Below are 23,725 nucleotides of genomic sequence, written 5' to 3'. Positions count from 1 at the left end.
CAAATGGCAGAATTACTTCTGCTTGATACGACCATCCAGATAGGGCTGATACGGTGCGTTTTCCGCCAGATACTCGGCTGTGACATCGGCCAGATCCGGGCCGAAATCATAAGCGTTCTTGTCATCGCCTTCGAACATCTTGTACCCGTCACCACCATTGCGCACGTAGTTGTTGGTCACAACGAGGTAGGTCTTGTTCGGGTCAATCGGAACAAACCCGTCACCTTCAGCCACCATCACTTCGCTGATGCGGCCTTCGTTCGGGGCCACGCTTGGATCCCAGGTAAAGCTCAGGCCTGCGACTTGCGGAAAACGACCTTTCACTTCTTCGACCTGACTGACGCCATTCTCAAGCGCGTCAATCACGGTTTGTCCGGTGATCTCAAAAGTGGACAGCGTGTTCTGGAAAGGCAGTACAGTCAGAACTTCGCCCATGGTCACCTCTCCTGGATCGATAGACGCCCGCAAACCGCCCGAGTTGGCGATGGCAATCTGAACGCCCTGTTCCGCGACCCGCGCCAGCATTGCATCAGCAACCAAATTGCCCATCTGGCATTCCTGTACACGACACACAGCGCGATCGCCCTCGATGGCGTCAGCCGCGTTTGCGACAACCTTGTTTCGGATTTCATCCAGAGGCACCGCCAATTCCGCGATCCGGTCCAGTGCGGCCTGATCCTCGGTCACGGTGTTGTCCATGATCAGAGGTTCACCAACAGCTTCCAACACTTTGCCGTCGTCATCAAATGTGACGTTTAATTCACCCAAAAACTTGCCATAGGCATAAGCCTGAACGATCTGCACACCGTTGACCACCGTAGGATAGGGACCTGCGGCCTTCTCCGACGCATTCGAAAGATACGTGTTCGAATGCCCGCCAACGATCACATCGACCCCACTTGTCTCCTGAGCGACACGCTGGTCGACACCATAACCTGAATGGCTCAGCACGACGATCTTGTTGACGCCTTCACCTGTCAGCCTGTCGACTTCGGCCTGTACCGCCGGCACCGGGTCTGAAAAGGTAACGTTGGGGCCGGGCGACGCAAGCTCATGTGTATCGATTGGTGTCAGCCCAATCAGGCCGATCTTTTCGCCGCCCACCTCGATCACGGTAGATTTCTTGATATGATCAGTCAGAAGTTCTTCGTCGCGAATATCGGCATTGGACATCAAAACCGGAAAATCGACCGTGTCAATAAAGCCGCGCAACACTTCTGGGCCATCGTCGAACTCGTGATTACCGACGGTCATGGCGTCATAGCCAAGCTTGTTCATAAACTCGGCAGCAACTTTGCCCTTGTAGTAAGTGTAGAAAAGAGACCCCTGAAACTGATCCCCGCCGTCCACCAGAATCGAATTCTCGGCACGTTCCCGTGCTTCGTTGACGGCAGTAACAAGGCGCGCCGATCCTCCAAAGCACTTTCCTTCCGCATTGTCTTCTGCACCGCATCCGCTGTCGTATTTGTTGATCGGTTCGAACCGCGAATGAAAATCGTTGGTGTGCAAAATCGTCAACTTGTAGTCGGCTGCTGCAACACCAGCGGTCAGGCCCAGAACCGCAACTGAAGTCAAAAATCGGGTCTGCATCTTGGAACTCCCAGTTATTGTTTAAGGGGATCGTGCGCCCATCACGACGGAGAGTCAAAGAGGAATTCCAGCTTGATTCCAAGCGCAGCGCGGGGCATCAGATCGGTATGCTGATTTTTAAGATTATCCGGGCCGAGGAATGGGCCGCCTTGCAGGACAAGGGCGCGACAGACGGCGCACCGATCGATGTGACCGACGGATTTGTCCATTTTTCAACCGCTGAGCAAGCTGCAGAAACAGCGGCCAAACACTTTGCAGGTGTAGATGGTTTGACATTGCTGGCCTGCGATGCTGACGCCATGGGCGACGATCTGAAATGGGAAGTGTCGCGGGGCGGTGCCCTGTTCCCACATCTCTATCGCCAGATCCAGCTCAGCGACGTTGTCTGGTCGCGCCCTTTGCCATTTGACGGCGCTGTGCATCAGTTCCCCGAGGACATGGAATGACATCCTTTGTTGACCCGGATCGGGATCAGTTCGAGGCATTCAAAGCTCTGGACCGGGACCAGCCGATTGAAATGCTCAATCTGGTGAAGTTCCGGGCCGTAGCGCAGTATCCTGCTGCGCATGAATTGGCAGGCGCGGGGCTGACCGGGGCGGAAGCCTATCAGAAATACGGGGCTGAAACCGCACCGATTGTTGCACGTATCGGGGCGAGCATTATGTGGCGTGGGGTGTTTGAAACAACGTTGATCGGCCCGTCCGATGAGGTCTGGGATGCCGTCTTTATCGTACGCTATCCAACCGCACACGCGTTTCTTGAAATGGTAACCAACCCTGTATACCGGGCAGCGGTGAGCCATCGTCAGGCCGCGGTCGAAACCTCGCGCCTGATCCGGTGCGGATCAGGTGAAAGCGGAAAGGCCTTCGGATGAAACTGATTGAAAAACTGGGGCTGAGCGCCCTGCACCGTATGGACCCCGAAGCTGCCCATGGCATGTCGATCAAGGTGCTGAAGTCCGGGCTGGCACCCGCGCCGGGGCCGGTGACGACATCACGGCTCAGGACCAACGTGGCGGGGTTGGAGCTGCCCAATCCGGTCGGTCTGGCCGCTGGTTTCGACAAGAATGGTGAGGTTCTCACACCTCTGTCGCGCGTCGGATTCGGCTTTATCGAAGTGGGCGCCGTCACCCCCCGCCCGCAACCGGGAAACCCCAAACCGCGCCTGTTTCGCCTGACCGAGGACAAGGCAGCCATCAACCGCTTTGGTTTCAACAACGAAGGCATGGAGGTGATGGCCAAACGGCTGGCAGAGCGCCCCAAGGACGCAGTGATCGGCCTGAACCTAGGGGCCAACAAAGACAGCGAAGACCGCGCTGGTGATTTTGCAAATGTTCTGGCGCATTGCGCTGCGCATCTGGATTTCGCTACCGTAAATGTATCCTCGCCGAACACGGAAAAACTGCGCGATTTGCAAGGCAAGGCCGCGCTGACCGCGCTGTTGAACGGTGTGATCGAGACACGGGACGCGCTGCCATGCCCTCTGCCCATCTTTCTGAAAATTGCACCAGATCTGACCGATTCCGAGTTGCAGGACATTGCCAAGGTTGCGCACGAAACCCGTGTGGATGCGGTGATCGCCACCAACACCACCCTGTCGCGCGACGGGTTGCGCAGCGCGCATAAAGGTGAGGCCGGAGGCTTGTCTGGTGCGCCGTTGTTCGAAAAATCCACCCGCGTTCTGGCAAAGCTGAGCCAGATGACCGGTGGTGATTTCCCGCTGATCGGCGTGGGCGGCATCAGCAACGCCGAGCAAGCTTATGCCAAGATCTGCGCCGGGGCGTCAGCCGTGCAATTTTATACCGCGATGGTGTATGGCGGGATTTCCTTGGCGGCTGACATAGCGCATGGACTAGATCAATTGCTGGCCCGTGATGGCTTTGACACAGTTGCCCAGGCCGTTGGCAGCAAACGTGAGGATTGGCTGTGATCGAGTATTGGCACAACCCCCGCTGTTCCAAATCCCGCGCCGGACTGGCACTGTTGGAAGAAAATGGCGCACAGATAACAGTGCGAAAATATCTTGAAGATGCGCCCTCGGCCGATGAATTGCGGGCCGCTCACGCTGCGCTGGGACTGCCTGTGATTGACATGGTGCGCAGCGGCGAAAAACGGTTCAAGGAATTGGGACTGACCAAAACCGCTTCGGATGACGAACTGATCCGCGCTATGGCAGCGAACCCCATTCTGATCGAACGCCCCCTTGCCATTGCCAGGGACAAAGCCGCAATCGGGCGTCCGCCGGAGAACCTGCTGATCTTGCTTTAGGCCACTTGCGCTTCAAGCTTGGGATAGCGCCAGCCCATCGTCGCGCCACGCGCGATGTTCAGAACCATCAGCGCGGCCCAAAGGCCGTGATTGCCAAAGCTCGGCACCAGTATGAACAAGGCGACCACGTAGATTGCCACGGATTGAATCATCGCGTTGCGCATGGCCCGGGTCCAGGTCGCACCGATATAGATGCCATCAAACATCCAACTCGCCACGCCGATTACCGGAGCTAAGGCCGCCCAGAACAGGTAGTCACGGCTAGCCAGACGCACCTCGGGCGAGGTCGACATCAGGTCAATCAGGGCCGGTCCTGCCAAGAAGAACAAAGCCCCCAGAACAACGGCCCCACCAATCCCCCATTGCGACGCCATGATACTGGCGCGCCGCAGTTGATATCGATCCCGCGCTCCAACTGCGCCGCCGACCAACGCCTCGGCCGAAAAAGCAAAGCCGTCCAGAGCAAAGGCGGTGATCTCCAGGAATTGCAGCAGAACCTGATTAGCAGCCAAGGTTACGTCGCCCAGATCCGCGCCCACAAACAGGAAGGTCGTAAATGAGCCTGTCAAAAGGACCGATCGGATCATGATGTCCCCGTTGACCTGCATCATTCGGCGCAGACGCTCGGCATCGAAAATCCGGGCCCAGTCACGCCAGATTTTGCCTTCGAAACCTTCCCGGCACAGCCACAGGCCCAGCGCCAAACCGGTCCACTCCGCGATCAGAGTGGCAATCGCGACCCCTTCCACGCCCCACCCCAGTCCGAGAACGAACCACAGATCCAGAACTATATTCAGCCCGTTCATCCAGATCTGCAGAATGAATACACCACGTGTGCGTTCAACCGCGATCAACCATCCGGTCACGGCAAAAAGCGCAATGGTGGCCGGGGCCCCCCAGATGCGAATCTCAAGATAGGAGCGGGTCAGCGCCTCAACCTCGGGGCTGGCAGGTGACAGGGCAAACGCCCCGGCAAACACCGCAGCTTGTGCAATGACAAAGCACAGCCCGGCCGCCGCACCCAGCAGCAATCCCCGGATCAGCAAAGCGCGGGTTTCGACCACATCTCCGGCACCGCGCGCCTGCGCGGCCAGACCGGTTGTGCCCATACGCAGAAACCCGAATATCCAATAGATCGAGGCCAGAATGACCGCGCCCACACCCACAGCACCAATCGGTGCGGCCTGCCCCATCTGACCTACAACGCCCGTATCCACCGCGCCAAGAATGGGCACGGTTGCGTTCGACAGCACAATCGGGGCTGCGATCTTCAGCACCCGTCTATGCGTGATAGGCGCCGATGCGTCCTGCATGGTCAGTTCTTGTCCATAGGGGGTTGAGGCATCAGGAAATGCCCCGATGCCTGCGCAAACAGTTTTGCGTGATTGTCCTGCCAGGCTTCGACCCGGACCGAGGCATAGCGCCGTCCGGACCGGCTGATAAAGGCCCGTGCATAAGCATCCCGCGGCAGACCCGAACGCAGATAATCTACGGTAAAGTCAATTGTCTTGGGGAACCGAATGCTCTTGTCCGTCACGATGGCCTCGGCGTCTATCTCTCCGCTTTCTATGCTGGCGAACATGTGTTCCCAGCTTAGTGTGATGACGGCTGTCACTTCGAGAAATGCAGCCGTCACGCCGCCATGAATCGCAGGCAGAAACGGATTGCCAATCAGTTTGTCATCAAAGTGCAGAACACCGGTCAATTCATCTCCGCGTCGGTCGAAGCTGATGTTGAGAAACCGGATGTAAGGGACACCATCAACCAGCGCACGCAATGCCGCATCACGCCTTTGCTTGACCATCTGCACCGGTTCGGGACGAGGTCTTGCCATATTAATTCCCCTCAACCGTAAAGGATCCCGCAGCTGTGGCCACAGGCAAGTCGTTGTCATTATCCACAGCAGTGGCCCGTACAAAGGCCACGTTCCGCGTGATGTGATAGCAGGTCGCGCGCGCCGTTATCGTCTGACCTGGCGTTGCCGCCCGCATGTAATCAATCCGCAGGTCGATGGTTGCGGTCCCTCCGGGCGCGGAGGGGTGGCTCATCACCGCAGCACCGCAGCACGTATCCAAGATGGTCGAGATTGCTCCGCCATGGATCACACCGGTGCGCGGATCTCCGATCAGATCCTCGTTGTATGGCAGCGTGATCTCTGCCTCACCCTCGCCGATATGGGTCAGCGTCAGGTTCAGAGCCCGCGCATGAGGTATCGCCTCGATAAACTGTCGGGCTAAAACTGTCTTATCGACCATAGGTATGTGTCCTGTTCTCTGCGCCTCCTTTATGAGCCGCTGTTTCGGCAAAGGGCAAGCCCACCTGTTGCGCTTGAGATCGGGACCGCCTAGGTTGCTGGCGAGGAGACCAGGAATGTCCAACAACCGTTTGTCATTCAAAGAAATGTGCGCCGAGTTCGATGTAACACCGCGCACCCTGCGCTATTACGAATATATCGAGCTTCTGCAACCGGACCGCGAAGGTCGGTCCCGGTTTTATGGCGCCAGGGAATGCGCGCGGATGAAGCTGATCATGCGTGGCCGCAAGTTCGGATTCCCTCTGGAAGAGATTCGCCAATGGCTGTTGATCTATGAAGATCAGGGCAACGAGGCGCAAATGGCCACATTTTTAGACATGGCGGATCGCCAGATGAGGGAGCTTGAACAGCAGCGCCAGCAACTGGACGAGGCCATGGACGAGCTAAAGCGCCTGCGCGACCAGACGGCAAAGTCTCTGGAATAAACCTGCCGTTTCCTTACGTCCGCTTCGACAAATAATCGCGGCTTGGCGCACCACATGCGTGTGTGGGCAGCTTTTGCACACTTAAAAGACGCGGGTTTTGCCTGACCTTAGGGAAAGAAAATTTCACCAAACGGTGTTTACGCGTTTGGATGTTACGTCAACTTTAAAGTGACGCAGCGTCTGAATTACGTAAACGTCACTCACGTGTTGTAAAGCTCAAAGCAACTGCGCAACTCATGTCTCATGACGCCAGCGACGAGAGTATGACGAATGACCGAAGATGTGATGACAATCCGCGAGATGTGCGAGACCTATGATGTCACACCACGCACATTGCGGTTCTACGAGGCCAAGGAACTTCTGTTCCCGATCCGCGAAGGCCAAAAACGTCTGTTCACCAAGCGTGACCGGGCGCGGCTGAAACTGATCCTGCGCGGCAAACGCTTTGGCTTCAGCCTGGAGGAAATCCGCCAGCTTCTGGATCTGTATCATGTGGGCGACCAACAGGTCACTCAGATGACCCGCACTTATGAAATCGCGTTGGAACGTCTGGCCGACATGGAATCGCGCCGCGAAGAACTGACACAAGCCATCGACGACCTGAAAGAGCAGTTGCGCTGGGGCGAAAAGGTGATCGCCTCGATGAAACAGGAAAAGAAGGCGGCCGAATAACCTCGCCCCGCCATCCGGACATATGAATTAAGGGAGCTTCACATGCCCGTTTACAACGCGCCAACAAAAGACACGCAGTTCATCCTGCATGACGTTCTGAAAATCTCGCAGTCGGATATTCCCGGCTATAACGAACTGGAAGCCGAGTTTACCGGTGCCATTCTGGAAGAGGCGGGCAAGGTCGCAACCAATGTCCTGCACCCGCTGAATGTTGTGGGCGACACCGAAGGGTGCCGGTTGGAAAACGGCATTGTATACACCCCTACCGGGTTCAAAGACGCCTTCGAGCAGATGAAAGAAGGTGGCTGGACTGGCCTCGACATGCCGGAAGAGTATGGCGGTCAGAATATGCCATATGTCATTGGTACTGCCGTTGGCGAGATGTTCTCAGGCTCCAACCAGGCCTTCACCATGTATCAGGGCCTGACCCATGGCGCGGCCTCGGCCATTCTGGCGCACGGAACCGACGAACAGAAGAACAAATACCTGCCCAACATGGTCAGCTGTGAATGGACCGGCACCATGAACCTGACCGAACCGCATTGCGGTACCGATCTGGGCCTGATGCGCACCAAGGCGGAACCGCAGGGCGACGGCAGCTACAAGATTTCGGGCCAGAAGATCTTTATCTCGTCCGGCGATCACGACATGTCCGACAACATCATCCATCTGGTACTGGCCAAAATCCCCGGTGGCCCTGACGGCATCAAGGGCGTGTCGTTGTTCATCGTCCCTAAGTTCATCGTCAACGAAGACGGCACCCTGGGTGAGCGTAACGGTGTCTCGGTCGGCAAGATCGAAGAGAAAATGGGCATCCACGGCAACTCGACCTGCGTCATGAACTATGACGAGGCCACCGGCTGGCTGCTGGGCGAAGAGCACAAAGGCATGCGCGCCATGTTCACCATGATGAACGAAGCGCGCCTTGGCGTGGGGATGCAGGGTCTGGCACAGGCAGAGGCCGCGTTCCAGAATGCTCTGGAATATGCCAAGGACCGCCTGCAGGGGCGCGACGTGACGGGTGTAAAGAACCCGGACGGTCCTGCCGATCCGTTGATCGTACACCCTGACATCCGCCGCAACCTGATGGACCAGAAAAGCTTTACCGAAGGCGCACGTGCGTTCATCCTGTGGGGTGCGACGATGCTCGACAAAGCGCACCGGTCCGATGACAAGGATGCCGATGGTCTGATCTCGCTGCTGACCCCGGTCATCAAAGGTTTCCTGACCGATCAGGGCTATGACATGACCGTTCAGGCGCAACAGGTCTATGGCGGCCATGGCTACATCGAAGAATGGGGCATGTCTCAATACACCCGCGACGCCCGTATCGCGATGATCTACGAGGGCGCGAATGGCGTGCAGGCGCTTGACCTTGTGGGCCGCAAACTGGCGCAGGATGGCGGCAAGCACGTCATGGCGTTCTTTGAGATGGTCAAAACCTTCTGCAAGGAAAACGGTGGCAAGGACGAAGCGTTTGACAAGGCGTTCATCGAACCGCTGAAAGCCGCATCCAAGGATCTGCAAGCCGCTGGCATGTACTTCATGCAAGAGGGAATGAAGAACCCGAACAACGCTCTGTCCGGTTCTTACGACTTCATGCACATGTTCGGTCATGTCTGCTTGGGACTGATGTGGGCGCAAATGGCCAATGCTGCACAGGATGCTCTGAACGTCGGCGCATCGGATAAAGAGTTCTACGAGACCAAGATCAACACCGGTCGGTTCTACATGGCGCGTCGTCTGCCCGCGACTGGGATGCACTTGGCGCGCATTCAGACTGGCGCGGACACGGTAATGGCACTGGACGCAGCGAGCTTCTGATCTCAGTGTGGGTTCGGGCCCCCTGCCCGGACCCATCTTACCGGAGGACACACATGCCAAAGCGTTTTCGCCTGACCCGCCGCTTTCCTGTCGCCATGACCGAAGACGGATATCGCAAACTCAGGGCCTTCGCGCGTGAAGCAGGTCTGGACGAAGGCGAAGCACTGTCTTTTTTGTTCGAGAACTTCAACAGCGTGATTGATGAGGAGAACCTGACCCACCGCTTGCGCATCTTCAATTCCGAGCTTGAGGCGCGGAAACGTTAACCACACCAGCCACCTGTTTTCGGGTGGGCGTGTTTTCAGAAAGACGAACCCCGAAGGCACTCTGCCTTTTGGTTGGTCTTTCTCGAAATACGCGAATGCCGACTTCGCGCTTGTGCCTTGGGAGGGGCGATCACATGTCCATCAAACTTCATTGCTTCGGAGAAAGCGGAAACAGCTACAAGGCTGCGTTGGCACTGGAAATGTCCGGTTTGGAATGGGAACCGGTCTTCGTCGATTTCTTCAAAGGTGTTACCCGCACGCCCGAGTATCGCGCCGAAGTGAATGAAATGGGCGAAGCGCCAGTCCTGATCGACGGTGATTTCCGTACCAGCCAATCCGGCGCCATTCAGGCTTATGTGACTGAAAAATCCGGAAAGTTCGGCGGCAAGGATCGGGAAGAGAACTACGACATTCTGCGCTGGGTCCTGTGGGACAATCACAAGCTCAGCTCGATGGCCGGTTTGACCCGCTTTCTGATCAATTTCCTCCCGGACCAACATCGTAATCCCGATGTAATCGCATTCAATCAGGGGCGACTGAAGGCAGCCTACCAAGTGCTGAACGCTCACTTGGACGGCCGCGACTGGATCGTTGGCGACGGCGTGACCAATGCTGACCTCAGTTGCTGTGGCTACCTTTATTATCCCGAACCATTCGGCTTTGACCGCGCCGACTGGCCCCATATCGACGCCTGGCTGACTCGCCTGTCCGAGCAGCCCGGCTGGAAACACCCCTATGACCTGATGCCCGGCAACCCGTCGGATCGAGCTTAAGGAGAAGACCCATGACCGAAGCTTATATCTATGACGCCCTGCGCACCCCGCGCGGCAAGGGCCGCAAGGATGGCAGCCTGCACGAGGTAACCTCGGTGCGCCTGTCCGCCCTGACCCTGAACGCAATGAAAGAGCGTAACAACCTTGAAGGCCACGCCGTCGAAGACGTGATCTGGGGCAACGTCACGCAAGTGATGGAGCAAGGCGGCTGCTTGGCGCGTTCTGCCGTTCTGGCCTCGGATCTGGACCAATCGATCCCCGGTCTGGCGATCAACCGTTTCTGCGCGAGCGGAATGGAAGCCGTGAACCTTGCCGCAAACCAGGTCAAAGGCGGCGCGGGCGAAGCCTACATCGCAGGCGGTGTTGAGATGATGGGCCGTGTGGCCATGGGGAGCGACGGCGCGGCGATCGCTGTTGACCCTTCGCTGGCGATGGACACCTATTTCGTGCCGCAGGGTATCTCGGCGGACATTATCGCGACGGAATATGGCTTTAGCCGTGATGACGCGGACGCGCTGGCTGTTGAATCTCAGAAACGCGCGGCTGCAGCTTGGGAAGACAATCGGTTTGAGAAATCTGTCATCAAGGTGACTGACCAGAACGGCCTGACCATTCTGGACCGCGACGAATACATGCGCCCCGGCACTGACATGCAGAGCCTCGGCGCGCTGAACCCGTCTTTCCAGATGATGGGTGAGCAGATGCCCGGGTTCGACAAGGTGGCGATGATCAAATACCCGCATCTGGAACGGATCAACCACATCCACCACGCGGGCAACAGCTCGGGCATCGTGGACGGTGCAGCTGCTGTCCTGATCGGCAACAAGGAATTTGGCGAGAAGTATGGCCTGAAGCCGCGCGCGCGCATCAAGGCAACCGCCAAGATCGGCACCGACCCGACCATCATGCTGACCGGTCCGGTTCCTGTGACCGAGAAGATCCTGGCCGACAACGGAATGAAGATCAGCGATCTGGACCTGTTCGAAGTGAACGAAGCCTTTGCCTCGGTCGTGCTGCGGTTTCAGCAGGCGTTCGACGTCGATCCTGCGTTGGTGAACGTCAATGGCGGCTCGATCGCGATGGGCCATCCGCTGGGTGCAACCGGTGCGATGATCATCGGCACGCTGTTGGATGAGCTTGAGCGTCAGGACAAGGAAACCGGTCTGGCGACGCTCTGCATTGCGTCCGGCATGGGTGCAGCAACTATTATCGAGCGGGTCTGATGCCCAAGCTGGACCTCTCTCAGATCCCGTTCAAGGGCGGCTCGTCCTATCCCGGCAAGCTGGCCGAAGCGACCGCGGGTCGTTTTGTTCAGCGCGTGGGCGATGCGGGTGGTCTGACCCAATACGGGGTCAACATCGTGCGGCTTGAGCCGCAGGGCCTGTCCTCTCTGCGCCACTACCACATGGAGCAGGACGAGTTTGCCATCATGCTCAGCGGCAAATGCGTGCTGATCGATGAGGATGGCGAGCATGAGATGCAGCCCGGTGATTGCGCCGCTTGGCCAGCAGGTGAGGCCAACGGCCACCACCTTGTGAACAAAACCGATGCGCCCGCGACCTTTCTGGTGGTGGGCACCCGGACCCCGACCGAGACCGGCTATTACAGCGACATAGACATGATGGTGAAGGATGATGAGAACGGATTCTCCTTCACCCGCAAGGACGGTAGCCCGCTGACGGCTGACCAGATTGGAGATGACAATGACTGATTTCACTCTGAGCAAAGACGCAGACGGCGTCGCCTTTGTGACCTGGGACGCCCAGGGCAAATCCATGAACGTGCTGACCCGCGAGGCCTTTCAGGAGGTTAGCCAACTGATTGATCAGGCCCTGAACGACGACGACATTAAGGGTATCGTCATCACCTCGGGCAAAGAAGGCTCGTTTGCAGGTGGCATGGACCTGAATACGCTGGCCACGATACGGCAGGAAGCGGGAGATGAACCGGCACAAGCTCTGTTCGATTTCGTCATGGGCGGCCACCACATCCTGCGCAAGCTGGAACTGGCGGGTATGGACCCCAAGACCAAGAAAGGCGGCAAGCCGATTGCCTGCGCGATCAACGGCACATGCGCCGGGATCGGGACTGAAATCGCTCTGGCCTGTCATCACCGTGTCATGACCGACAACCCGAAATCCAAGATCGGCCTGCCGGAAATTCTGCTTGGAATCTTCCCCGGTGGCGGCGGCACAATGCGCTATAGCCGCATGGTCGGCGCGATGGCGGCGGCCCCTGTCCTGCTGGAAGGCAAGATGATGGACCCGAAGAAAGCCAAGGGCGCGCAGCTGATCGACGCAGTGTCGGACGATCCGGTTGCAGCGGCCAAGGAATGGGTCCTGAATGCTAAGGATGCCGATCTGGTCAAACCTTGGGACGCGAAGGGCTATAAGATGCCCGGCGGCGCGCCTTACCACCCCGCTGGCTTCATGACATTTGTGGGCGCAAGCGCGATGGTCAACGGTAAGACGCAAGGTGCTTTCCCGGCGGCCAAAGCTCTGCTGAGTTCGATCTATGAAGGCGCTCTGGTCGACTTTGACACCGCTTTGAAAATCGAAGCACGCTGGTTCACCAATGTCCTGATGAACCCCTCCTCTTCGGCCATGATCCGGTCGCTGTTCCTGAACAAGGAAGCACTGGAGAAAGGCGCAGTGCGTCCCAAAGATGTTCCCGATCAGCGAGTAAAAAAGGTCGGCGTTTTGGGCGCGGGCATGATGGGGGCCGGCATTGCACTGGTCTCGGCCCAGGCCGGGATGGAAGTCGTTCTGATCGACCGTGATCAGGAAGCTGCCGACAAGGGTAAAGCCTATAGCGAAAGCTATATGGACAAGGGCATCAAGCGCGGCAAAGCCACGCCTGAAAAAAAAGAAGCCTTGCTGGCCCGCATCACGGCCACCCCTGATCTGGATCACCTGAAAGGGTGCGATCTGATCATCGAGGCTGTCTTCGAAGACCCCGGCGTCAAAGCTGAGATGACCAAAAAGGTCGAGGCGATCATCCCCGAGGATTGCATCTTTGCCTCGAACACCTCGACCCTGCCGATCACCGATCTGGCCAAAGCATCCATACGTCCGGACCAGTTCATCGGCATCCACTTCTTCTCGCCGGTCGAGAAGATGTTCTTGGTTGAGATCATCAAGGGCAAGGACACCGGAGATCGCGCGGTGGCAAAGGCGCTGGACTATGTGCGCCAGATCCGCAAAACGCCGATCGTGGTCAACGATGCGCGCTTCTTCTATGCCAACCGGTGCATTATTCCGTATATCAACGAAGGTGTACGGATGATTGCCGAAGGTGTGAACCCGGTTCTGATCGACAACGCCGCGCGTCAGTTGGGCTTCCCGGTTGGTCCGATCCAGTTGACCGACGAAACATCGATTGATCTGGGTGCCAAGATTGCCCGCGCGACCAAGGCCGCCATGGGCAATGCCTATCCGGACAGCCCGTCGGACGACTTGATCTTCTGGATGGAAGAACTGGGCCGTTTGGGCCGCAAGGCCAATGCGGGCTTCTTTGACTATGACGAAAAAGGCAAGCGCGTCGAATATTGGAAAGGGCTGCAAGACAAGTACCCGCACGCAGCTGATCAGCCTGACCTGATCGAAGTGCAGGAACGCCTGATGTTCGCACAGGTTCTGGAAGCGGTGCGCGCGTTGGAAGAAGGCGTTCTGGAAGACATCCGTGAAGGCGACGTGGGCGCCATTCTGGGTTGGGGCTTTGCGCCTTGGTCAGGTGGTCCGCTCAGCTGGCTGGACATTATCGGCACGCCGTATGCAGCCGAGCGGTGCGATCAACTGGCCGCGACCTATGGCGAGCGCTTCACCTGCCCGCCGCTGTTGCGTGAGATGGCTGAAAAAGGTCAGAGCTTCTATGGCCGTTTCAGTCCCGAAGCAAAAGCCGCTTAAAGCAATGATGCAGGCGCGTGAAACCACGCGCCTGCATCGTTCTTGTCAGTGTTTGGTTAGATCTGCCATTCGGGCCGCAGGAACAGAACCGGCGCATTGGGACGCCCCGGTCGACCCGGCCGCCTGACCCCAAATGACGGGCGGATCGGAAATATCGGGTCCTGCGAAATGGGTGCAGGCAAAGCACCCAATGGGTTGGCAAGGGCTGACATATCGCCCTTAGCTGCAATTATGTTGACGAGGTCAGTAGCAGCCTCTTCGTCAGCGACATCATACTGTTGCCTGTTGGGCGTTCCGCGCATATTGAACCGACCTGAGGGACAGTAGGTCTGCAAGCCACCTTCGACAAAGATCACCTGATCATCGTCGAAGAACAGAGAGCATACCTCAAACGACGAACCCGGTGCCTGCGACATCAACCTGCCCACACCATTCAGCATTCGCGCAGGCAGAATGGAAATCCCGTTGGCTTCGGCGTCAATCTTGGACAGGTTCAGCGCTATGCCCTGCTCGGGCATCAGCCAAACCGGCCGCCCGTTATACGCGGCACGTGCAGGTACAAAAACCGGCAAATATTCTGTGCGGCGTTCGTCGGCCGGAATGACCACAACACTGGTCGAGATGCGACGCACCTCTTTGAACCCGTGATCTAGCGTTCGAACCCGCTCGCCAACGACAATCCGCTCAATTGGTTTCCAGCCGCTGGTGGTGGCAATTTTCGTACTGCGCAGAAATCCCCCACGGCGCGCATTCACCGCCTGGTTCAGATTGGTTGGATCACCGTCAGGTGCTTGATTTAGATAAACAGAAATACTCGTTACTTCAGACACGTGCCTAACCCCCTTTGGCACAAACTCGTTATGTCAAAGAGCTAGCACCAAAAATGAAGAGTGTCTTATTTCGGACATATTTACGCCCAATTTGGGCCGAATCCGCCTGAAAACCGAGGGAAACTGTGAACACTCACAAAAAAACCTCTGGCTTTTGTGCTAATTCCGAAACGAACAGCCTGTACAAGCTTTCGAATCCGTACGCCAACAGCTAAGGAATGCCGCTGTCGATCTTGGCAAATGATACGAAACTGAATTTCAGGCAAACAAAACGTACAAAGACGTCAGAAAACCTCTTGCTGCTGGGATGCCTGTCTGGACCGCCATCCCAGTAACGCCCCGGCTGCTGCAATCAGAACAATGCCCGAAATCTGCATAATGCCGAGGGTCTGCCCCAAAGCCACAAATGCAAAAAGCGGGCCGAAAATCATGACCGAATATTCAAACACCGCCACATAAGACGGCTCGCCGACCTGATAAGCTTTAACCAGCATGAAAACAGCTGCGGTCGAACCGACGGCCTGAATGGCGATCCACAACATCGCTGGGGCCATATCCCAGACCCATCCGCGCGTGACAAAACCATCCGGCCCATCCGGCGCGGCACCAGGTAAAAGAGTGAACAGAAGAACGCCCGCCAAACCGGCCAATGCGAGTGTTATCGACATCACTGCTATCATGGCCACTGTGCTTTCCTGGGAACAATGCGTTCGTGTGATAATCGAACTCAGGGCATAGAAAAATCCGGCGGCGACCGGCAACAAGGTGCGCACGTCAAATTCCGTCGGGCTTAGCTGCAGGACCAGAAGAATGCCTGTGAACCCGATCAACACTGCGCAAATACGCCACGGTCCTATTGTTTGCTTGAGCACCAATGATGAGATCAAGAGCACGAAAATGGGTGACGAAAACAAACCAGCCAATGACTGCGCAATCGGCATCATGGCCAGTGATGCAAAATACAACAGCAATGCTGTAGTCATCAAAAGGCTGCGCAGAATGACGGCCCCCCATCGCTGCGGTCGCAGGCTGCCCAGCCCCAGAAGCGACAAGCCGACAATCAGCGGCAGCATCAAAAGCGCTCGGGTCAGATGGAATTGCCACAGACCAACCGTTTCGGCCAACAGAATCACAACATTATCGATCACGCCGATAATCGCCATTGCGCCAACCATCAAAGCTGAGGCCAGCACCGGGGACGAAGTTGAAGTTGCCTGCATGTTCGCGCCTCAATTGCGATCTTAAAATTGCGCTTAACCCTGTTGGGCGTCCACCACAACTCAGAAAGATCGTGCAACAGGTTTGCGCCCTGTGAACGCGCCATGCTAAGCTGCGTCAAAACAATATCGAGCAGACCTCATCCAGATGACGGCCCTGAAACAGTATCAGCGGATCGAAGCCACCGGTCTGTGGCGCCCCTCGCCCGATGAACAGCGGCGTGAGGTTGTGGTATCGATTGGCGAAGCCACCCTGACCATTTCCGATTTCAACGACAGGGCTTTGACCCATTGGTCTCTGGCAGCGGTTGAACGGCAGAATCCCGGTGCCTTTCCGGCCATCTTCAACCCTGATGGCGACCCGGATGAAACGCTTGAACTGGGAGAATCCGAAACCACGATGCTTGAGGCAATCGACCGGTTGCAGCGCGCCATCGATCGCTCGCGCCCCCATCCCGGGCGCTTGCGCTGGCTCAGTGTTGGAGGCGTCGTTGCCGCGGTTCTGGCTGTGCTGCTGTTCTGGCTGCCCAGCGCGCTGCAGAACCACGTCGTCTCGGTCGTGCCCGAGGTCAAACGGCAGGAGATCGGCGACACAATCCTGCGCCGGATCGAGCGCGTCTCGGGGCAGGCTTGCACCTCTCGGGATGCGCAGGCTTCGCTGGAACGACTGGCCCGGCGCACGGGCGTGCGGCAGATCATCATTTTGCCCGCAGGTGTTCAAGACAGCCTTAGTCTGCCTGGCGGCACCGTTCTGCTAAACCGCACGCTGGTTGAAGATCACGAAGACCCTGCGGTCGCTGCAGGATACGTTGTTGCGGAACGGGTGCGGGCGGCTCTCAAAGACCCGCTGGATGACTTGCTGGACAAAACCGGTGCATCCTCGGCCTTTCGGTTGTTGACCACCGGGGGGCTGACACCCGAGATTATCGACGCCTATACCGAACAGGTGCTCTCGCAACCCCGCCCCTCCATTCCAGACGGAGACTTGCTGGCGATGTTCTCGCAAAGTGCCCTGCCCTCAACCCCATACGCCTACGCTCGCGACATTACCGGAGAGACTGTATTGGGTCTGATCGAGGCCGATCCCATGGCGGGCCGGACCCTGGAACAGGTGTTGCCGGACCGCGATTGGGTCCAGCTTCAGAATATCTGCGGCGAATAAACCCGGCTACTTGGTTCCGAACATCCGGTCGCCTGCGTCGCCCAGACCTGGCATAATATAACCTTTCGAGTTCAACTCGCGGTCCAATGCAGCGGTCACGATGTGCACATCCGGGTGCGCCTCTTTCATGCGCGCGACGCCCTCGGGCGCGGCCAACAGGCAGAGGAAGCGGATATCCGTTGCGCCCGCCTCTTTCAGCAGATCAATGGCTGCGGCCGAGCTGTTGCCGGTGGCCAGCATCGGATCCACGGCGATGACCAAGCGGTCTTTCAGGCCCTCAGGTGCTTTGAAATAATATTGTACGGGCTTCAAGGTTTCTTCGTCACGGTACAGCCCGACAAAGCCAACGCGTGCAGAGGGCACAAGTTCCAACACCCCATCCAGCATCCCGTTTCCGGCGCGTAGGATTGACACAAGCGCCATCTTCTTGCCTGCCAGAATAGGGGCGTCCATCTCTTCCATCGGCGTTTCGATGTGACGCGTGGTCAACGGGATTTCCCGTGTTACCTCATAGGCCAGAAGCAGGGTGATTTCGCGTAGCAATTGCCGGAACTCGGCGGTCGAGCGCCCCTTGTCCCGCATGAGCGTCAATTTGTGTTGCACCAGCGGGTGATCGACGACGGTCAGATGTTCGCTCATGTTCTCTCCAGTCTTTTCTTGACCCGCGCGCGGGTGTCTTCATCGCAAAAGGCCGCTGCAAGGGCCGTCTCATTCAGTGCCGCAAAATCTTCGGCCTCCCAGCCAAATGCTGCGCTCAACATCTCATATTCCCGACGCATGGTTGTGTGAAAAAACGGCGGGTCGTCCGTGGATACCGTGACCTTCACGCCCGCTTCGCGCAAGCGCGCAATCGGGTGGGTCGCGAAATCAGGGAAAAGGCCCAGAACCACGTTCGAACCTGGGCAGACTTCAAGAATGATGTCCCGATCCACCAACTCGCGAACAAGGTCGGGGTCTTCGATGGCGCGAACACCGTGACCGATGCGCTCGACTCCCAGATCGCGGACTGCATCGCGCACACTTTCAGGACCACCGAACTCACCCGCATGTGTGGTCAGACGCAGCCCCGCTTCGAGTGCGCAGTCGAAGGCCCATTTGAAATCGCCCTGTGTTCCAATGGATTCATTTCCGCCCATGCCAAAACCGGTGATCCAGTCGCTCGCGGTCTCTGCCGCGCAATGGGCGCTGCGCTTGGCCTGTTCGGGGCCAAAATGGCGCACACAAGTGATCACACCACGCAAAGTGATATCGAACTTGCGCTCGGCCTCGTCTGCGGCGTCCTGAATGGCGTTAAGATAATCCCGCCATGCGTGCAGATCGCCGCCACCGCAGAAATCCGGGCTGAGAAAGGTTTCAGAGTAGACCACGCCATTCTCGGCGCTTTCTTCCAGAATGGCCAAAGTTAGCCGCCGAAAGTCTTCGGGCGTTTTCAGCACCTCACAAGCGGCTTCATACACGCTCAGGAAATGCGCGAAGTCTCGGAAGTCATACGATCCGTCGGGCTTGAAGATACCGCTCAGATCAACGCGCTTTTCGTGCGCAAGCTGACGGATGAAAGCCGGCGGGGCTGCGCCTTCGTGATGCAGGTGCAGTTCTATTTTGGGTAAGTCAGCGACACTCATAGAAAGTTCCTTCCCGGTCCTTGTACCGGAACGTTCAGGTGGTGGGCGATACTGGCGGCGACGTCGGCAAAATCCACTTGCTCGATCTGTCCCGCACCCTGCCCTGCAATCAGAACCGGCACCTGTTCACGCGTGTGATCCGTTCCGGTCCAGCTGGGATCATTGCCATGATCCGCAGTCAGCAGCAACACGTCGCCTCGGCGGAGTTTGGTCAGAATTTTCCCGATCTCCTGGTCGAACCATTCCAGCGCGCGGGCATATCCGCTGATGTCGCGGCGATGGCCATACAAGCTGTCGAATTCGACGAAATTGGCGAAAGTCAAACTGCCCTCTTCCGCCTCGTCCGCGAGATCAGACAGGTGCTGCATCAATTCGGCATCCGACCCTTTGCGCAGCGTGTCGATGCCCTGCATCGAAAAGATGTCGCCGATCTTGCCCACGGCGTGAACCGTGCGCCCCGCATCCTGCACCCAGTTGGTCAGCACCGGTGCAGGCGGTACAATGGCGAAATCCTTGCGATTGGTTGTCCGTTCGAACCCGGCCTCAGGCGTTCCAACAAAGGGGCGTGCAATGACACGTCCCACTTTCACTTCATGCAATCGCGGGGCAAGCCTGCGGCACAAGTTCAGCAGCCGTTCCAACCCAAAGCTTTCTTCATGCGCGGCGATCTGAAACACGCTGTCAGCAGAGGTGTAACAGATCGGCCAGCCGGTGCGCATGTGCTCGGCCCCCAAATCGGCAATGATCGCTGTGCCCGAAGCATGACAATCCCCAAGGATCCCTTCGGTTCCGGCGGCCTCAGCCGCTGCACGACTCAGGTCCTCGGGAAAAGCTGGAACCGTGTCTGGGAAATAGTGCCAGTCCCATGGCACTGGTAGGCCAGCCAGTTCCCAGTGGCCAGAGGGCGTATCCTTACCGGGCGAATGCTCGCGCGCGCAGCCCCACAGGCCAGTGGGTTCGGCATCCAATCCCGGAGTCGCGTCCCCGGATGCCAAGCGTGTTGCCGCGCCCAGCCCCAATGCATCCAGGTTCGGCAGATCCAAAGGGCCAGAGCGCCCGTCTTCTGCACGCCCTTCCGCACAAGCCAGCGCGATGTGAGCCAGTGTATTCGCCCCGGTATCCGGAACGTCGCCGTTGAAAAACTGACTGGCATCAGGTGCTCCGCCTATACCAACAGAATCCATGACAACAAGGAAAGCACGGCTCATAGGCTGATCCTTTCGTGGATCAGATCGGGCAGCGTCGGAGCGGTATCGCTGATCGTGATCGCGGTGAGCACGCTTTCTGCGGCCCGCCGTGCCGCATCTTCCCGAGCAGCATGGATCACGGCGATTGGTGAACCTTTGGTCACACGATACCCCAGTCGGAGAATATCCGAGATCCCAACAGCGGGGTCGATCTCGTCATTTTCGATCTGTCGGCCACCGCCCAGCGCCACAACGGCAAGGCCCAACGCTTCCCCGTTGATGGCAGAGATATAGCCATCTTCAGGGGCTCTGACTTCCTGAATAACATTCGCCTCTGGCAGGAACCGAGCCCAGTTCTCGACGAACTGAACGGGTCCACCGACCGCAGCCATCATGCGACCAAATCGTTCGGCGGCACGCCCGTCGCGGATGATTTCCGCAATCTGTTCGCGCCCTTCCTCAACCGACCCGCACATTCCGGCATCCGTCAGCAAAACACCCCCTAACTCGGCAGAGATGACCGCCAATGGTGAAGCCTGCGGCCCAGTCAGGGCCTTCATCACCTCTGCGACTTCCAAAGCATTGCCCAACGCGGGGGCAAGCGGCTGATTCATATCCGTGATCACCGCAGACGTTCGGCACCCAGCCGCGTTTGCAGTCTCGGTCAAGGCTGTGGCCAGCTTATGGGCGTCCTCCAGCGTTTTCATGAAGGCACCGCTGCCGACCTTGACGTCAAGAACCAGCGCATCCGGGCTGGCCGCCAGCTTTTTGGACAGGATCGATGCCGTGATAAGGTCCAGGCTTTCGACCGTCGCGGTTACGTCACGCACCGCATAAAGCCGCTTGTCTGCCGGTGCGATCTGACCCGTCGCACCTACGATGGCCGCGCCCGTTTCACGCAAGATCTGCGCAAGGCGATCTTGCCCGATCTGCGTGCTGACACCCGGTATCGCCTCAAGCTTGTCCAGAGTCCCACCAGTGTGGCCCAAGCCTCGGCCCGAAATCATTGGAACATATGCCCCGCATTCCGCCAGCGCCGGGGCAAGAATTAAGCTTACACTGTCCCCGACTCCGCCGGTCGAGTGTTTGTCGATAACCGGCCCGTCGACATCCCACGAAAGAACATCGCCGCTGTCGCGCATCGCAACCGTCAAATCTGCGCGCCCTTGCGCGCCCAAACCACCCATACAGACAGCCATGGCAAAAGCACCGGCCTGCGCATCGCTGACGCTGCCGTCGGCCAGCCCCTGCGCGAACCAGATCAGCTCCTCGCGTCCCGGCACCTTATGCCTGCGCAGTTTTGCAATGATTGAACGGGCGTCCATGCGCTCAGACATCTTCCATGTGAGAGGCATCGAACGCGCCTGGCAGCAATTCTCCGATGGTGGTTTCGAACTCTGCACCGTCCACTGTCGCCAGAGTGACTTTCACATCACGCGTGCCAAACTCGGCCAGCTTTTGTCGGCACCCACCGCAAGGTGGCACGGGCTGAGGGCTGGAGGCGACCACATAGACCTCGGTCAGTTCTTGTTCACCCGCGGCAACCATCGCAGCAATTGCACCGGCCTCGGCACAGGTGCCTTCGGGGTAGGCCACGTTCTCGACATTACAACCGGAATAAACCTGACCCGAGGAAGACCGCAGCACCGCTCCAACCTTGAAGTTCGAATAAGGCGCATAAGCGTTTTCCCGTACGGACAAGGCAGCGTCTTTAAGCGACATGGCGATTCCCCATTTTTGATCATCTGGTCAGAAAATTGGACCCTAACGGAAAAAGGCGGGGGAATAGAAGCCCCCTCAACCTTGTTTTTCAGTCCCCCAGCGTTGTGTTGAATGTACCGGGCAAGGTGACTTCCAGCAATTCAATGTCGTCCGACGGCGCAGACAGTCGCGTACGCATCCCCGGTGGAATGACAAATGCGTCGCCCTGCTCCAGCCGGTATGGCTCGCGGCCTTCACCTTCCAGCGTCACTTCACCGTCCATCACGAAAGTGAAGTGGATATCGGTGTCATGGCTGGCCCATTCCGGATCACCCTGGCCTTTGCGCACAACCTGAACTCCGGCGACGCCTTTTGTATTTTCAGCAATCGTAGTGTCACGGCAGAGATACCCCGGCAAACGGAACGGCACCCATTCGGCCCCCGTTGCCTGATTGTAGACAAAGCGCTGTCCCTGCCATTCACGCTCAGGACGAAAATGCGGCGTGGGTAGCTGCATGTCATGGTCGATTTCCGTGACATGTTCGGCTGGCACGCCGATCTCAATGACCTGTACATTGTCGGATGCTTCCAGCACGCGGTGCCGAATTTCTGGCGGCTGGATAAAGCAATCCCCAGCGGTCAGACGCATTTTCTGACCCTGATCTTCATAGACCACATCCACCCAACCATGGATGCAAAAGATCAACTGAAACCCGACCTTGTGAAAATGCACCATGTCTGGCACGGGGCCTCCGTCAGGAATACGGATATGGCTGGCGATGATCGAACCGCCCAGACGGTCTGGCACCAGATCACGGTAATGCATTCCGGCACGCCCAATGATCCATGGCGCCTGATCCTTGAGCCTGCGCACCACGAAGGAATGGACCGTTTCAGGCATCACCAGCGGCGGGTTCCGCTCTTCGATTTCAACACGGGTCCCGTTTGGCGCAACAAGAACGCGTTCACCATTGGCGAAACCTTCGGGGTCATCGGTCAGAATCCGCAGCGTTCCAGCGCTTTCAGGTGCATCCTTTTCGATGCGCAACCGCAATCCATGTCCTGAGAACACCGCTACGCGCGGATCGTCTGCGGGATAGATCATGTCCATCTTCATCCCCAACCGCTTTGTGTAAAAGGGAATGTCGTCGCGCAATTCCTGTGTGGGCAGGCGGAATTCAGCGTAGGTCTGCGATGGATCGGCTGTCTTGGTCATGGGTTGTTCCGTTGGATTGCGTTTTGGGCCATCCGATCAGAACAGAGGCCAAAATGCCAATCGAAAAGAACATCTCGAGCGTTTCTTCCAGAACAAAAAGCCGCACTTTCATAAGATCTGACAAAGCCCCGCTGTACAGCCCGGCATACTCTTCCAGAAGCTGGGCAATTACGGCAACACATCCTGCCGCGAAAAACACCATCAGGGAGAGGTTACGGCGTTTGAACGCCCGCAATCCTGTGGGAATGCCGTGCCAGATGGCACCACCAAGCATTATCAATACCAGCGCAACCCTAACCCAGGAGATATCCAGAAATACATCCAGACTGTCTAAGAGCATGAACGGCAAACTGTCCTTGGAATAAATATCGGCCTCCAGTTCTCGCTCGGCAAGCAATAGGAACGTGAGGCCAATATATGATCGGCAAAAGCCTCGGTAGCGCCACAGCGCCACCAAACCCGCGGCGAACAGACCCGCAGCGGAAACAGTTTCGATCACGCCGCCTTCTTGATTGTAACCCGCCACGTGCCCGGGCCAAATGAGAACCGTGACAACAAGAGCAGAAGCCAAAAGCACTGCACCCCACAACACCAGTTGGATAAATTCGAATCCGGTCACAGGACCGGTGAACAGATTGTCGACCTGATCATCTGCTTTGAACGTCATGACTGCTTCGATATGCCTGTGTGCCATTGTGGATCGCAAAGTCGATCAGATGTAAAAGTCTTGTGACAAGTATCAATCCGCATTCAC

26 protein-coding genes are annotated in these 23,725 nt (G+C 57.6%); 13 read left to right on the top strand and 13 right to left on the bottom strand.

Annotated elements, in window-relative coordinates; translation table 11 throughout:
* Positions 1-12: 12 nt before the first annotated feature.
* Positions 13-1,590: a bifunctional UDP-sugar hydrolase/5'-nucleotidase gene (locus tag ALB80_RS07030; protein ID WP_050603311.1), complete on the bottom strand. Its 1,578-nt coding sequence runs from the start codon at positions 1,588-1,590 to the stop codon at positions 13-15.
* Positions 1,591-1,697: 107 nt separating this feature from the next.
* On the opposite strand from ALB80_RS07030, the gene ALB80_RS07025 reads away from it, so the two are divergent.
* From ALB80_RS07025 to arsC, 4 genes are read left to right on the top strand one after another with little or no spacing between them, the layout of a single operon-like run.
* Positions 1,698-2,036, top strand: a complete 339-nt coding sequence (locus ALB80_RS07025; protein WP_050603310.1) for a DUF952 domain-containing protein — start codon at positions 1,698-1,700, stop codon at positions 2,034-2,036.
* A complete protein-coding gene (locus tag ALB80_RS07020) occupies positions 2,033-2,464 on the top strand; it encodes a DUF1330 domain-containing protein (protein WP_050603309.1) in 432 nt (143 codons plus the stop codon). The genes ALB80_RS07025 and ALB80_RS07020 overlap by 4 nt, the downstream gene beginning before the upstream one ends.
* Positions 2,461-3,519: a quinone-dependent dihydroorotate dehydrogenase gene (locus ALB80_RS07015; RefSeq protein WP_050603308.1), complete on the top strand. Its 1,059-nt coding sequence runs from the start codon at positions 2,461-2,463 to the stop codon at positions 3,517-3,519. The genes ALB80_RS07020 and ALB80_RS07015 overlap by 4 nt, the downstream gene beginning before the upstream one ends.
* A complete protein-coding gene (gene arsC / locus ALB80_RS07010) occupies positions 3,516-3,857 on the top strand; it encodes an arsenate reductase (glutaredoxin) (protein ID WP_050603307.1) in 342 nt (113 codons plus the stop codon). The genes ALB80_RS07015 and arsC overlap by 4 nt, the downstream gene beginning before the upstream one ends.
* On the opposite strand, the gene ALB80_RS07005 is transcribed toward arsC, so the two are convergent.
* From ALB80_RS07005 to ALB80_RS06995, 3 genes are read right to left on the bottom strand one after another with little or no spacing between them, the layout of a single operon-like run.
* A complete protein-coding gene (locus tag ALB80_RS07005) occupies positions 3,854-5,170 on the bottom strand; it encodes an MATE family efflux transporter (RefSeq protein ID WP_050603306.1) in 1,317 nt (438 codons plus the stop codon). The two genes, arsC and ALB80_RS07005, sit on opposite strands and share 4 nt — an antisense overlap.
* Positions 5,171-5,172: 2 nt before the next feature.
* Positions 5,173-5,691: a PaaI family thioesterase gene (locus tag ALB80_RS07000; protein WP_050603305.1), complete on the bottom strand. Its 519-nt coding sequence runs from the start codon at positions 5,689-5,691 to the stop codon at positions 5,173-5,175.
* Between the two features lies 1 nt (position 5,692).
* The gene (locus tag ALB80_RS06995; RefSeq protein ID WP_050603304.1) at positions 5,693-6,112 is read right to left on the bottom strand and encodes a PaaI family thioesterase; all 420 of its coding nucleotides are present in this window, start codon (positions 6,110-6,112) and stop codon (positions 5,693-5,695) included.
* Between the two features lie 115 nt (positions 6,113-6,227).
* Between ALB80_RS06995 and ALB80_RS06990 the strand changes: the two genes are divergently transcribed.
* The 8 genes from ALB80_RS06990 (at position 6,228) to ALB80_RS06955 (ending at position 14,036) form a co-directional block, all read left to right on the top strand.
* Positions 6,228-6,596 (top strand): MerR family DNA-binding transcriptional regulator, encoded by a 369-nt coding sequence (locus tag ALB80_RS06990; RefSeq protein ID WP_050603303.1) that lies wholly within the window; start codon positions 6,228-6,230, stop codon positions 6,594-6,596.
* A gap of 270 nt (positions 6,597-6,866) precedes the next feature.
* Positions 6,867-7,268: a MerR family DNA-binding transcriptional regulator gene (locus ALB80_RS06985; protein ID WP_050603302.1), complete on the top strand. Its 402-nt coding sequence runs from the start codon at positions 6,867-6,869 to the stop codon at positions 7,266-7,268.
* A gap of 42 nt (positions 7,269-7,310) precedes the next feature.
* Positions 7,311-9,092 (top strand): acyl-CoA dehydrogenase C-terminal domain-containing protein, encoded by a 1,782-nt coding sequence (locus tag ALB80_RS06980; RefSeq protein WP_050603301.1) that lies wholly within the window; start codon positions 7,311-7,313, stop codon positions 9,090-9,092.
* A 53-nt stretch (positions 9,093-9,145) separates the two neighbouring features.
* Positions 9,146-9,358 (top strand): hypothetical protein, encoded by a 213-nt coding sequence (locus ALB80_RS06975; protein WP_050603300.1) that lies wholly within the window; start codon positions 9,146-9,148, stop codon positions 9,356-9,358.
* A gap of 134 nt (positions 9,359-9,492) precedes the next feature.
* A complete protein-coding gene (locus ALB80_RS06970; protein WP_050603299.1) occupies positions 9,493-10,131 on the top strand; it encodes a glutathione S-transferase family protein in 639 nt (212 codons plus the stop codon).
* Between the two features lie 11 nt (positions 10,132-10,142).
* Positions 10,143-11,354 carry an acetyl-CoA C-acetyltransferase gene (locus tag ALB80_RS06965; protein ID WP_050603298.1) on the top strand — a complete coding sequence of 404 codons (1,212 nt, stop codon included), beginning with the start codon at positions 10,143-10,145 and terminating at the stop codon, positions 11,352-11,354.
* Positions 11,354-11,842, top strand: coding sequence for a cupin domain-containing protein (locus tag ALB80_RS06960; RefSeq protein ID WP_050603297.1), 489 nt, complete (start codon positions 11,354-11,356; stop codon positions 11,840-11,842). The genes ALB80_RS06965 and ALB80_RS06960 overlap by 1 nt, the downstream gene beginning before the upstream one ends.
* On the top strand, positions 11,835-14,036 hold the full coding sequence (locus tag ALB80_RS06955) for a 3-hydroxyacyl-CoA dehydrogenase NAD-binding domain-containing protein (protein ID WP_050603296.1): 2,202 nt from the start codon (positions 11,835-11,837) through the stop codon (positions 14,034-14,036). Before ALB80_RS06960 ends, ALB80_RS06955 begins: the two co-directional genes overlap by 8 nt.
* A gap of 56 nt (positions 14,037-14,092) precedes the next feature.
* On the opposite strand, the gene ALB80_RS06950 is transcribed toward ALB80_RS06955, so the two are convergent.
* Both ALB80_RS06950 and ALB80_RS06945 read right to left on the bottom strand, forming a co-directional pair.
* Entirely contained in the window at positions 14,093-14,866 is a 774-nt protein-coding gene (locus ALB80_RS06950) for a Hint domain-containing protein (protein WP_253276830.1), read from the bottom strand.
* A gap of 284 nt (positions 14,867-15,150) precedes the next feature.
* A complete protein-coding gene (locus ALB80_RS06945; RefSeq protein ID WP_050603295.1) occupies positions 15,151-16,086 on the bottom strand; it encodes a DMT family transporter in 936 nt (311 codons plus the stop codon).
* 145 nt (positions 16,087-16,231) lie between these two features.
* Between ALB80_RS06945 and ALB80_RS06940 the strand changes: the two genes are divergently transcribed.
* Positions 16,232-17,245, top strand: coding sequence for a hypothetical protein (locus ALB80_RS06940; protein WP_050603294.1), 1,014 nt, complete (start codon positions 16,232-16,234; stop codon positions 17,243-17,245).
* Between the two features lie 6 nt (positions 17,246-17,251).
* Here ALB80_RS06940 and upp read toward each other — a convergent pair whose 3' ends face one another.
* The 7 genes from upp to ALB80_RS06905 all read right to left on the bottom strand — a co-directional run bounded on the left by upp (position 17,252) and on the right by ALB80_RS06905 (position 23,665).
* Entirely contained in the window at positions 17,252-17,884 is a 633-nt protein-coding gene (gene upp / locus ALB80_RS06935) for a uracil phosphoribosyltransferase (RefSeq protein WP_050603293.1), read from the bottom strand.
* Entirely contained in the window at positions 17,881-18,867 is a 987-nt protein-coding gene (locus ALB80_RS06930) for an adenosine deaminase (protein WP_050603292.1), read from the bottom strand. Before ALB80_RS06930 ends, upp begins: the two co-directional genes overlap by 4 nt.
* Complete coding sequence (locus ALB80_RS06925) at positions 18,864-20,075, bottom strand: phosphopentomutase (RefSeq protein ID WP_050603291.1); 1,212 nt, start codon at positions 20,073-20,075, stop codon at positions 18,864-18,866. The genes ALB80_RS06930 and ALB80_RS06925 overlap by 4 nt, the downstream gene beginning before the upstream one ends.
* A complete protein-coding gene (locus tag ALB80_RS06920) occupies positions 20,072-21,379 on the bottom strand; it encodes a thymidine phosphorylase (RefSeq protein ID WP_050603290.1) in 1,308 nt (435 codons plus the stop codon). Before ALB80_RS06920 ends, ALB80_RS06925 begins: the two co-directional genes overlap by 4 nt.
* Positions 21,380-21,383: 4 nt before the next feature.
* Positions 21,384-21,776: a cytidine deaminase gene (locus ALB80_RS06915; RefSeq protein ID WP_050603289.1), complete on the bottom strand. Its 393-nt coding sequence runs from the start codon at positions 21,774-21,776 to the stop codon at positions 21,384-21,386.
* Positions 21,777-21,864: 88 nt separating this feature from the next.
* Positions 21,865-22,971, bottom strand: coding sequence for a cupin domain-containing protein (locus tag ALB80_RS06910; RefSeq protein ID WP_050603288.1), 1,107 nt, complete (start codon positions 22,969-22,971; stop codon positions 21,865-21,867).
* A complete protein-coding gene (locus ALB80_RS06905) occupies positions 22,934-23,665 on the bottom strand; it encodes a hypothetical protein (RefSeq protein ID WP_050603287.1) in 732 nt (243 codons plus the stop codon). The genes ALB80_RS06910 and ALB80_RS06905 overlap by 38 nt, the downstream gene beginning before the upstream one ends.
* Positions 23,666-23,725 lie beyond the last annotated feature (60 nt).

It is taken from the genome of Ruegeria sp. 6PALISEP08, from assembly GCF_001238295.1.
GTDB lineage: Bacteria > Pseudomonadota > Alphaproteobacteria > Rhodobacterales > Rhodobacteraceae > Ruegeria.
Note: the sequence above shows the minus strand (reverse complement) of the source record. Positions and strands in the feature narration are given on the sequence as shown.